The sequence below is a fragment of the Bradyrhizobium sp. PRIMUS42 genome, assembly GCF_023006515.1.
Lineage (GTDB): Bacteria > Pseudomonadota > Alphaproteobacteria > Rhizobiales > Xanthobacteraceae > Bradyrhizobium.
On the sequence record NZ_JALBGZ010000136.1, the window covers coordinates 1 to 11,357 of the forward strand.

Below are 11,357 nucleotides of genomic sequence, written 5' to 3' on the forward strand. Positions count from 1 at the left end.
AGCCGAGCTGCCTGTTGACGCTGCGCGACGAGCTCGCTTCCCTGCGCAAGGACAACGATGCCAAGGCGGTCAGCGCCCATGCGCTGACCTTCGAGGAGTTTCTGGTGCGCGAGGCCGAGGCCGGCCGGCTGCAATTGCCGCTCGGCGCCGTCGCCGAGAAGGCCGTCGTGCACGGCCATTGCCATCAAAAATCCTTCGGCGCCTTCAAGCCGGTCGAGCAGGTGCTGCGCCTCGTCCCCGGCCTGAAGGTCGAGACCATCGAGTCGAGCTGCTGCGGCATGGCCGGCGCGTTCGGCTATGGCGCGGACACCTATGATGCCTCGATCGAGATGGCGGAGCTGTCGCTGCTGCCGGCCGTGCGGCGCGCCGATCAGGCTGCGCTCATCGTTGCCGACGGCACCTCCTGCCGCCACCAGATCCATGACGGCGCGCAACGCGAGGCGCTTCACGTCGCGCGCGTGCTGGCGATGAGCCTCGACCGCGCCGAAAACAATTCCACCTCAACCGCTGCAAAGGAAAACAGCCATGGCTGACCTCACCCTCGACACCGCCCGCAAGATTCTCGACGCCGCCTTCGCGAAGGCCGGCGAGCTCAAGCTCAAGCCGCTGGTCGTCACCATCCTCGACGCCCGCGGCGTGCTCAAGCTTGCCGCGGCGCAGGACGGCACCAGCCTGATGCGCGGCGAGATCGCGCACGGCAAGGCCTATGGCGCGCTCGCCATGGGCATGGGCTCGCGCGCCCTGTTCCAGCGCGCCCAGGAGCAGGCCTATTTCATCGATGCCGTGAACACCCTGGCCCAGGGCGCGCTGGTGCCGGTCCCCGGCGGCGTGCTGATCATGGACGGCGCGACGCTGCTCGGCGCGGTGGGTGTGTCGGGTGACACCTCCGACAATGACGAGGCCTGCGCGCTCGCGGGGATCCAGGCGGCAGGGCTGAAAGCCAACGCGGGGTGAGCTGCCGTAGGGTGGGTTAGCCAGAGACCGCGCAAAGCGCGGTAACAGGCGTAACCCACCTCTTCCGCCTCCGCGGAAACAGACGTGGTGGGTTACGCTGACGCTACCCACCCTACGCCGCCTACAAGCTCTTGCGCCACCCGAAGGGCAAAACACCCAATCCCTCGGTCAACCGACACCCGCAAAAATATTCGCCTTTACAGAATTTCCGTTTTACCGCATCCTGCCGCATCCTGATCCACGAAAAGGGGCGGTCGTACGTCGTCACGAGCCGCGGATCAGGCTGCGGTGGACGCGAGCGGCGTCCGTGAATTTCGCGGAGGTGACGGAGGCAAGAAGGACAATCGTCTCCGAGGAGAGCGCGTATAAGCCGTAAGCCACTGCGCAGGGAAGCTTTGACGGCAAAAAAGCATAGATAGATCAACGATGTGCGGCTCTTGTGTCCACATTTGTGTCGCGATCAGGGGGCGGACGGCTGCGAGAAAATTATATGAATGCCGGTGGAGCCCTGTGGACGGCGGTGAAGGCTGGCAGCCGGTGCGGCCGTCGCGCTACGATCAGCAGATGACGAATCCCAAGACCAAAATCCGGCTCGCACTGCTGACGCTCGCGACGGTGTCGCTGCAGCCATTGCTGGGAGCGCCTGCTCAGGCGCAACAGGCCTTCAGCGCGGCATGTGCGTCCGATGGAGGCCGCGCCACCTTCGTCGTGAGTGGCGAGAATGCGCAAGCCGGAATCTCGCGGCCAAACGCGGTGCTGAAGTATGCCGACAAAGACAAAGGGCGTGACGTCTACGTCACGTCAGACGTTCTTCGGCCAACAATCTTGGTCGTCGTCGCTTACCTCACTCCAGCCTCACCTACAGCTATGACGTCCCGCGACACCTGCGCATGATTCGAGACCCCAGTTTGGGAGTTTGAATCACGGGGGTCTGGCCGAACGCAACACTCCGGGCCCGGTCCTTGTTCGGCGCTTGCGGGCAGAAGCGGACATCAACCAACCAACAATCCCCGCCGAAACCAATCGTGCTCGGCCGACGAACGCCGGTGTTCTTCGAACTGTTGACGTATCCTTCCGTCATTTGGCACCTGGGCACCTCACGTACATGTGTCCGGCGGCTCCGCCTTCCAAGGAAAATCACCATTGAAGCACGATCGTAATTTTATATTATGAGCGTAATGGCATTGAGCTGAGCCGCCGTTTGGCGGCAGCGGGATGCCGCCAATCAGCTCTTTGCGAGGATTCATGGACGACACGACAGCCACTTCACGTCAGATTGCATCGCGAGACATCACAGATCTCACCTCGCTTGGGCTCGCAACCGCTGCAGCAACGGTTGGCAACGGCGACATCACCTCGGAGGCCTACACCGCGGCGCTATTACAGCGCGCCCGAGCGCTTGCCGAGCTGAACGCCTTCATCACCATCGATGAGGCCGCAGTGCTCGAGGCCGCGAGGGACGCGGACAAGGCGCGTGCGGCAGGATCGGCGGCCCCGCTCCTTGGCGTGCCGCTCGGGGTGAAGGACAGCTATTTGACGAAAGGGCTGCCTACCAGCCTGGGCGTCGAAGGCCTCGCTCATTTCGTGCCGCGCGAAGATGCGGACGCTGTCCGCGCTATTAAGGCTGCGGGCGCTTTGGTCTTCGGCAAGAACAACCTCGTCGAGATGTCCTATGGCTTGACCGGTCACAACGCACATTACGGCCAAGTGAAGAATCCGCACGCGCGAAATCGCGTATCGGGCGGCTCCTCGAGCGGCTCCGCCGCATCCGTGGCCGCCGGCCTCGTTCCCGCCTCCTTGGGCGGTGACACCGTTGGGTCGATCCGGGTGCCCGCATCGTTCTGTGGCGTCGTAGGATTCAAGCCAACCACCGGACGGTGGCCACGCAACGGCGTTGCGCCGATCTCCCATACGCTCGACACGACGGGCGTATTCGCCCGAAGCGTTGAGGACTGCATTCTGGTGGATCAGGTCGTGACTGGTGAACAGGCTGCGCAGTCCTCGGACGGCGGCTACGACCTGAAGGGAGCCCGACTGGCCTTCGCGCCGCGGCAGTTCCTGGATCTGGTGGACTCGGACGTCGAAACCCGCTTCCGCGAGGTGGTTCGGCGGCTGCAGGACGCCGGCGCCGAGGTCGTTGAAGTAGACCTTGGCGACGATTTCAATGCCCTCGTCCAAACCGCGACATGGGGCATCTTCGCTCATGAGACGATGGGCGCAGTTTCGGAATTTCTTCGCCGCCATGACATTCCGACCACGTTCGAGGCCATTTACGAGGGCCTTAAGCCCCAACTTCGGCAGGCGTGGGGGCACATCGTACTGCCGGGTGGTGCAGGTGCCACCTCGGCAGAGGGCTATCAGACGGCGCTCGAGGTGAGCCGGCCGGAAATCCAGCGCCGGCTCAACACGGCGTTCGTCTCTCATGGGGCGCTGGTCATTCTGCAACCGACCACGCCCTGCACGGCGCCTTTGATCGAGGAGCAGGCGACCGTCCATATCGCGGGGCAGGAAGTCAGCTACCTCGCTTTGGCGAACCACACCGTGTCGGCAAGCAGCGTGGGGCTGCCCGGTATCAGCCTTCCTGTTGGCTTGTCCCGCGCTGGGCTGCCGATTGGGCTCGAGGTGGATGCCCCCTTAGGGCGCGACCGGGTCCTTCTAAACCTTGCCCGCGGCATCGAAGGCATCTTGGGCGCCCAGTCGAGTGCGATCTAACGTCGTGGCGCTTCGCGTGGCGAAGGGGCGACCTGCAAACAACGATAGCCGATTAGAGGATCAACAGATGGCCAATGCACTGCACTCAACGCGTGCCATTCCGGTCGAGCACGTCACCATCCGCTCAACAAAGCCTTTCGAGGACGTTCGTGCCAAGCTCGCGACCTTGGCACCCCGCATCGATGACGGGATCTTCACTCTCCTGCGATACGGTGAAGGCACGCGTGCCCTTCGAGAGTTGGAGGCATGTCCACCGCTCACCATTTTCGGTCAGCGTGACCACGGAGCACTCCTGGCTATTGCTGGGCTGACGCGCCGATCCATCCAGTTCGATATCGGAAATCCGCTTACCGCATCCAAGATGACTCGCCATCAACTGTCGGCGGGGCTATATGCGCCCATTCGCGTCCTATTGCGCGAGGATGACGATGGTGGCGTCGCGTTTGAGTATGATCGACCAGCATCCGTTTTCGGTCAGTTTGGCAGCGATAATGTCGATGCAGTAGCCCAGCAGCTTGATCGCGACCTCCAAGCCCTGTTGGAAGCGGCTGCAGCCTAACGGCTGCGGGATATTGGTGGAGTGGAAAGATGCGTTTCGAGAAAGGTCATAAGGCAGCGACGCGACGGCACATCATCGATGTGGCGTCGAAGTGCGTGCGCCGAGACGGCATCTCCGCCGCTGGGATCGCGGGGATCATGGGCGAGGCCGGCCTGACCAAAGGCGCATTCTCTCCGCACTTCAAGTCCAAAGACGCGCTCGTTCGCGAGGCGCTGGCGAGCGCGCTCAGCGACCAACAACATCGCCTCGATGAGGATCAGCGGAGGGGCCTGGCCCTCGAGGGGGCGATCCGGAGATACCTCAACCGCGCTCACCTCGAAGACCCGGCGGAAGGGTGCCCTTCGGCGGCGTTGCTCCCGGAAATCGCCCGCCAGCCCCTGTCCACTCGGCAGGACTACGAGAAAGCGCTGCGAAGCTACGTTTCGTCGCTGGCCGCGCTACTTCCGGATGCCGACTCTGCAGCGAGCCGCCGCCGCGCGACCGCCATCTTCGGCCTCATGGTGGGCACCCTCCAGTTCGCGCGGGCCATCCCCGACACTGTCCAGGCGGAGCAGATCCTGGAAGGCGGCGTTGAGGCCGCGCTGCAGTTGGCGCGAGCTCCATCTTCCTAGGTTAGGAAGCACCGAAAGGCTATGGGCTATGATCGCCGAGGTTAGCTTCGGACCTAGCGCGACATATCGCGCTACCGCACCAACTCGATCGCAACGGAAGAATCGGACGTAGCCTTCGTCGGGTCACGCCGACGGTTTTATGGGTACACGGCCTAGGTTCGAACACCAATTGCGCTCCTGCAGGCGCGATCTCGGCAACGTCGCCACCGGTAAACCGGCATAATCGCTTGTTGCGCGTATCAGCCGCGCGCGGGTCTGCGCGTTGCACAGTTCGGGACGCAACCTCCATACTAGGATAACTGACGCTCGCAACCTCGTAATCATTTGTCAAACAGTTTGGCGTAAGTATATTCTAAGGACGGGTCAGCGCGGCCATGGTTCTCGTGGCGAGGCTTAGTGGTCGGCCTGTTTTTGTACTCGCGTATACCTGTATTTTTCATTGCGATACCTTTCGGCACTGCCGCCGGAGCAAATAGAGATTGCGACGATGTCGTCGGTGCTTAAATTTCGCCAGCCGCACAACGCGAAGTCTAAGACGTACCGCTCGCGCCAGAAACTGCCTGACATTTTCGCCAACATCGCCGCTCTGTTGTCGCAGGTTCAAGCTCTCGAAATTCAAACAACAGATGACGCTCGTCAGGCGATCTTCCTTCTCGAACTCGCGAATGGCTGCATTCGATTGATCGTTGGACAATCCAAACTGAACGAGACAACCAGAACGACTTTACTGGCTCAGTCGGCCAGGATCGATCTGCTGATTGCAGAGAGACGCAGAGAGGCGACGTGTTTATTCGAACCAACTGATTTGAAATCGTGGATTGCAGATGACAGAGGACAATCGAAAGGCGCACCGCGTTCGATTTGAACACAAACACATCGTGAGCATCATGGGTGTTGATGGCACGTGGCGAAGAAGCTGCGTTCTCGTTGACGCCTCTGCAAGCGGCGCCAAGCTTGAGGTCGAGGGCTCAACGGACCCGCTGAAGGCACAGGAATTCTTCCTAGTTCTGTCGTCCACTGGACTGGCATTTCGGCGCTGCGAGCTGGTTTGGGTGGACGGGTCTCACGTTGGAGTTCAATTCGTCACAGCAAAGACGAAGGCGAAGGCAAGCCCCCAGAAACGTCTTGTCGGCTCACAATGAGACGGGTTGGGTCTACCAAATGACCGCCGAGCAGGATAACAGGCTTGTTGTAGGCAGTCGTTTCAAGATGAGCGAGCTGGGGATCGTTCAGTTCCCAAACTTGGCCCACAAGACCGGCACCATTGTCGAAGCCAGTGTTCGCACCCCCGGCGTGACCGTGTTGTTCGACGGCGCGGTGAGACCGACCGTTTTAGACCGAAGCTACATATCTCCTCTCTCGACGTGACGATCTTTATCGACCGAGAAGCTTCTCCGACGTTTTGCAGGTCGCGCTCACCATGAAAACACCGAAGCCAAAGCAATGGGCCGACCAAGAGGTCCGACGATTAGTCAGGCTCGCCCGTCAGGGAGTTGGCACATCGAGGATAGCCGCCGAACTCGGCCGCCACGCGGCATCGGTGAGGCGCATGGCGCGAACGTTGGGACTGCTGTTGAAGAAGTAGTCCCTGAGACGATCTTGAGCGCAGCGCGGCGGACCTACAGCCCAAAGCCTCGGCCAATCTCCCGCGCAAGCTTGAGCGCGGCGTCGGTATTGCGGCCATAGAAGAACGCGCGATCAAGCTGCGAGAAGATGCCCATTGCAAATAGCGCGATGGCAATGCCTCTAAACATGGTTTTGGACCGGGTTGAACGATACAGCGAAAGTTCAAAACGGCCCCAGCCGCAGGATTGGGGTAAACAGCCGGGGCCGGCATTCCCATTCCAATGTGCCGCAATCAGCGGTAATCGGCACGCGCCCAGCAAGCCACATGAAAGCTAATGAACTGTTTCGAAGGCCCGAATTCGGAGACAAACGCCTGATCTCACAAACGCGCGCTTCGCAACCCAACTAGCGCAGCGGCCCGTAATTGTACGGAGCCGGACATGAGGTCATCGCCGTTGCGCCCGCTGCACGTTTAGCGTCTACTTCAGCTTGTTCTATGACAATCCATTTTCGGATCAAGAAGGTCCATGAGCGTTGAATCCTCCACAATCAACTGACGTTGCGCGGCGTGCATTCCCTCGCGCCATCTGACTATGAAGACATCGTAGAGCTGCTGATCGCGCAACTCATAGAAATGGAGCTTAGCTTGGCTGCGTGGGAGATAACTGAAAAGCACGAGCCGCAATAGATAGTCAGCAATTGAAGGTGACGCTTGAGAGGGAGGCAAGATGACCAACGCGCAATCAGCCGGCGTCCCAACGATAGCAAAGCTTGCCTACCCTTATTCCGGCTGCTGCCAATCCAAACGGGAGGTCAACCATGCGTAACACTCTGCTCGGCGCCGTCGTCGTTGCCGTTGTTTCCATCGCATCGGCACAGGCTCAGCCGCCTGAAGAGCTGAACATCGACCACACCATCACTATGCAGTCCGGCGAAACCCGCATCTACCAGTTCGAGCAAGTCGTCAACCAGATCGACCTCGTCCAGCCGATCGCGGAGATCAAACCGCAGACCGATCGCACCTTCACCATTCGCGCGACCGGCGCGGGGTCAACCATCTTGACCGCCTACAACGGCGAAGTAAAAGGTCAGACGGTCGTCTTTCGCGCGCGCCTCGTGGTCGAGGGGCGCCTCGTCAGAATCTACGGCCAAGGCACGCGACGAGGTAGCGACGAGGGCGGCGGCTATGCTGGCTATCTCTGCACGAGCACCGGTTGCGGTCGCGCAAATCCGGATTTCGTGCGCGGCCCTGATCGCGTGACGATCACGGAAGATGCTAAGGGCAACGTGCAAGCAGTCGAGAAGGAATACCGATGATGCCAGCCATCGAGTGTACAGATCATCTCACTGAGCTGATCAGTTAGGCCGCCAAAACCTAGCCTCGTCGGCTTGCCGCAGCCGCCGCGACGGGGGCAATTCCGCAAACCGTGCAGCCGCCGGACTTTGACCGGCCCCGCTCGGAACAATGTCCTAGATTTCCCTTGGAATGGCATTCCTACGCGTATGCCGACCGGGTAGTCCCCCTCGCAAAATGGCTACGAATGCCTATTTTTCCCGCATGCTTTCATTTGAGTTTTGCCTGCCCGACCAAGGGCACCACGGTCCCGGACGGCCCCGACTGGCTTCATGAAGTGAAATACGACGGTTACCGCCTGCGCCTGGAGCGCGATGGCGACCGCGTGCGGCTGATCACGCGTGGCGGCTACAATTGGGGTGACCGCTATCCGTGGATCGTCGAGGCGGCACGCAAGATCAGTCAGAAGCACTTTGTGCTCGATGGCGAAGCGGTCGTGCTCGGCTTGGACGGCGTTTCCGACTTCAACGCGCTGCACTCACGCAAGCACGATCACGAGGTGCAGTTCTGCGCCTTCGATATTCTTGCTGAAGGCAGTGACGACTTGCGCATGCTCCCGCTGTCGATGCGAAAGGCGAGCTTGGAGCGCCTATTGGCGCGGCGTCCTGAAGGTGTGTTCGTTAATCCGTTTGAGCGCGGCGAGCTTGGGCTGATCTGTTTCGAGCTGCCTGCAACATCGGCCTTGAGGGGCTGGTGTCCAAGCGGCGGGACCGTCCTTATGAGGGCGGTCGCTGTCGCTATTGGATCAAAGTGAAGAACCGCATGCATCCAGCGATGGAGCGCGAGCTATGACCAGCAGAGCTTGCTCGCGCGCTCTTCCGCGCTGCCTGGAAGAACAGCATCGCCAGGGAGACTCGCCCGAGTGCACTAACAGCGGACCTCAACGGCCGATCTGCAGCACGTATGGTCAATAGCGACGAGCGTCCTCGACGCGTGATCACTTGGGGTTACGAGCAATTGCCCTAATTTGAATCTAGCGCGACCTAACTCACTAACGACACGTTAATTTCTTTTGGCATGTGAGCAATACTGACCAGCGCCGAGCCCAGTGGCAGTTCCACAGTGGGTTCCATCACCGCCCACACGGCAACTACCGGTGACTGAGAGTTCTGTAACGCTCCCGCCTGATCAAGGCGTGCAACATGTTCCGCCATCCCCGAACGCTATGTCCTATGTGTCGAGCAGAAGCGGTGCTGGCTCGGATTACGCCCGGCCCCTTTAGCTTCGCTATCCGGACGTTTGAGTGCCCCGCGTGCAAGGACGTCCACCAGCTTATGGCCGATCTGGTTGATCCGATGAAATCCCCACGAACAACCGGCTGGCTTCACGGTCAACTGCACGCGCCGACGTAGCGGCTTGCAGCACTCCCAGCTTGGTCGAATGTTCTCCTTGGGTCATTCGCGACGTTCGAGCGGCGCGCCTCGATCTACAGGCCGACTTCTTCAACACAATCACCCAGACGTGGACAGCCTGAGATCATCATTAGCGGGCGTCCCTGAGACGACGCCAAACCCCATCAGCCTTCGTCCGGGGCCAGCGTTCATTCCCGCAAGCACCCGGTCGCGCAAGACTGTGGGCAACGTTCGCCGCGCTGGGCTAGCTCGATGACTCTCGCGGCGATGGTCTCGCGAGCCCGATGTTGCGGCTGCCCTGTATCGCTCCTGTGCCTTGCGTGTGCATCATTCTTGCACGGGAGTCTTGCGGGTGCCAGCCGGCACCCGGCCTTCCCTGCGCCCTTTCTCTCCGAGAGGGCGTCAAGCGGAGAGCATAGCTCGGGCGGATTACGCCGCGAGAGGGCGAAGGCGTGCCTGCTGTTTGAATCGTGAATAAGTGGATGAAAGCCTCGCCATCCTGCTTCGACATTGCGAGCGCAGCGAAGCAATCCAGAATCCCTCCGCGGAAAGACACTGGATTGCTTCGCTGCGCTCGCAATGAACGATGTTGATTCAGCGTGCGTCAATTCATCCCCGTCACCCTGAGGTGGCCGCTTCTTCAGCGGCCCTCGAAGGGCGACGGCCCGGCTGCATCTTTGGCCGTTCATCCTTCGAGGCTCCCGCTGCGATGCTAACCGCATCGCATCACTCGCACCTCAGGATGACTGATCAGCCAGCGGCCCCCCTCTACCTTCCCGTCCAGACCGGTTTCCGCTTCTCGCTGAACGCTTTCAGGCCCTCCTTGGCGTCCTCGGTCATCGCCAGCAGTGCGATCTGGCTTTCGGTGTAGGCGATGCTCTCGTCGAACGACATCGAGGCGATGGCGCGCATGGCGTATTTGCCGCGGCGGATCGCGGTTGGCGACTTGTCGACGATGCGGCCGATCAGCCAGTCGACCTTGGCATCGAGCTCGGCGGTGGGCACCACGTAGTTGAGCAGGCCCGCGCTCAGCGCCGCCTTGGCATCGAACGGCTCGCCGGTGAGCGCCCATTCGTTGACGAGGCGCGGCGGCGCGATGCTCTGCAACAGGCTCAGCACCTGCATCGGGAACACGCCGACCTTCACCTCGGGCAGGCCGAAGATGACGTGATCGGCCGCGACCGCTATGTCGGTCATGCACAAAAGGCCCATGCCGCCGGCCATGCAGACGCCCCCGACCCGCGCAATCGCCGGTTTGGTGGAGTTCTGTGACAAACGTAACAGATCGGCATAGTCGACATTTGGTTTGGAATGATCCATCGCGAAAGCCGCGCCGGAATTCTGCAAGTCGGCGCCCGCGCAGAACGCCTTGCCGCCCGCGCCCGTCAGCACGATGACGCGGACGTCCTTGTCGTCATGCGCGTCGCGATAGCCTTTGGTGATGCCGGCGATGACCTCGCCGTTCAGCGCGTTGCGTTTCTCCGGCCGGTTGATGGTGATCCAGAACGCCTGCCCGCGCTTTTCAGTGATGATTGCCGTGGTGTCGGTCATGGTAGGCTCGCTTCCTTGTGTTCCGTTTTGCTGCCATTTGCGGCAGGACCGGCGGCGCGCGCAAGGGCAATCTGCAACGCTGTGTCACCATAGCGTGTGGGCGCAAATTCGCATGGCGATTGAATTAACGGCGACGGCCGCTATCCTGACTGGAGATTTTGATCACCGATGAGCCATTTCATGCGCACCGCGACGATTTTGTTGCTGGCAGGCTTGCTCGTGCTGAGCGCAGGACCCGCAAGCCGCGCGGCCGACGGCGCCAAGCTCGCGCTGGTGATCGGCAACGCAAGATACCCCGACAACGAATTCGTGCTGAACGAGGTCGCCAACGATGCTCAGGACGTCGCTGAAGAATTGAAGCGCGACGGCTTCGTCGTCGATCGGCAGAGCAATCTCACGGCCGACGCCATGCGGCAGGTGCTGGATCGCTTTTATGCCCGCATCGAACGCGGCGCGGTGGCGCTGATCTTCTTCGACGGTTTTGCCATCCAGTCCAACCGGCAGACCTACCTGCTTCCGGTCGACGCGCAGATCTGGACCGAGCCGGACGTGGCGCGCGACGGCTTCAGCCTCGACACCATCCTCGCCGAGATAAACACGCGCGGCGCCGCGATCAAGATCGCGCTGATCGACGCCTCGCGCCGCAACCCGTTCGAGCGGCGCTTCCGCCGCTATTCGGCGGGCCTTGCGCCGGCGAT

The 11,357-nt window shown here is 61.2% G+C and carries 13 protein-coding genes; 12 read left to right on the forward strand and 1 reads right to left on the reverse strand.

Going from position 1 to position 11,357, the window contains the following annotated elements; translation table 11 throughout:
* The 11 genes from MOV75_RS13370 to MOV75_RS13420 form a co-directional block, all read left to right on the forward strand.
* Positions 1-533, forward strand: a 533-nt coding sequence (locus tag MOV75_RS13370; protein ID WP_369010458.1) for a (Fe-S)-binding protein, incomplete at its 5' end; no start/stop codon positions are given.
* A complete protein-coding gene (locus MOV75_RS13375) occupies positions 526-954 on the forward strand; it encodes a heme-binding protein (protein ID WP_247005914.1) in 429 nt (142 codons plus the stop codon). The genes MOV75_RS13370 and MOV75_RS13375, both read left to right, overlap by 8 nt.
* A gap of 510 nt (positions 955-1,464) precedes the next feature.
* Positions 1,465-1,848 (forward strand): hypothetical protein, encoded by a 384-nt coding sequence (locus MOV75_RS13380; protein WP_247005916.1) that lies wholly within the window; start codon positions 1,465-1,467, stop codon positions 1,846-1,848.
* 351 nt (positions 1,849-2,199) lie between these two features.
* On the forward strand, positions 2,200-3,666 hold the full coding sequence (locus tag MOV75_RS13385) for an amidase family protein (protein WP_247005918.1): 1,467 nt from the start codon (positions 2,200-2,202) through the stop codon (positions 3,664-3,666).
* A gap of 67 nt (positions 3,667-3,733) precedes the next feature.
* A complete protein-coding gene (locus MOV75_RS13390) occupies positions 3,734-4,225 on the forward strand; it encodes a DUF302 domain-containing protein (protein ID WP_247005920.1) in 492 nt (163 codons plus the stop codon).
* A 29-nt stretch (positions 4,226-4,254) separates the two neighbouring features.
* Positions 4,255-4,836, forward strand: coding sequence for a TetR/AcrR family transcriptional regulator (locus tag MOV75_RS13395; protein ID WP_247005922.1), 582 nt, complete (start codon positions 4,255-4,257; stop codon positions 4,834-4,836).
* 487 nt (positions 4,837-5,323) lie between these two features.
* A complete protein-coding gene (locus MOV75_RS13400) occupies positions 5,324-5,701 on the forward strand; it encodes a hypothetical protein (protein WP_247005924.1) in 378 nt (125 codons plus the stop codon).
* Positions 5,661-5,978: a PilZ domain-containing protein gene (locus MOV75_RS13405; RefSeq protein ID WP_247005926.1), complete on the forward strand. Its 318-nt coding sequence runs from the start codon at positions 5,661-5,663 to the stop codon at positions 5,976-5,978. Before MOV75_RS13400 ends, MOV75_RS13405 begins: the two co-directional genes overlap by 41 nt.
* 19 nt (positions 5,979-5,997) lie before the next feature.
* The gene (locus tag MOV75_RS13410; protein ID WP_247005928.1) at positions 5,998-6,204 is read left to right on the forward strand and encodes a hypothetical protein; all 207 of its coding nucleotides are present in this window, start codon (positions 5,998-6,000) and stop codon (positions 6,202-6,204) included.
* A 1,017-nt stretch (positions 6,205-7,221) separates the two neighbouring features.
* Positions 7,222-7,719, forward strand: a complete 498-nt coding sequence (locus MOV75_RS13415) for a pilus assembly protein N-terminal domain-containing protein (RefSeq protein ID WP_247005930.1) — start codon at positions 7,222-7,224, stop codon at positions 7,717-7,719.
* 164 nt (positions 7,720-7,883) lie between these two features.
* Positions 7,884-8,510 carry an RNA ligase family protein gene (locus tag MOV75_RS13420; protein ID WP_309486938.1) on the forward strand — a complete coding sequence of 209 codons (627 nt, stop codon included), beginning with the start codon at positions 7,884-7,886 and terminating at the stop codon, positions 8,508-8,510.
* Between the two features lie 1,366 nt (positions 8,511-9,876).
* Here MOV75_RS13420 and MOV75_RS13425 read toward each other — a convergent pair.
* On the reverse strand, positions 9,877-10,659 hold the full coding sequence (locus tag MOV75_RS13425; RefSeq protein ID WP_247005932.1) for an enoyl-CoA hydratase/isomerase family protein: 783 nt from the start codon (positions 10,657-10,659) through the stop codon (positions 9,877-9,879).
* Positions 10,660-10,827: 168 nt separating this feature from the next.
* Here MOV75_RS13425 and MOV75_RS13430 point away from each other — a divergent pair.
* Positions 10,828-11,357, forward strand: a 530-nt coding sequence (locus MOV75_RS13430; protein ID WP_247005934.1) for a caspase family protein, incomplete at its 3' end; no start/stop codon positions are given.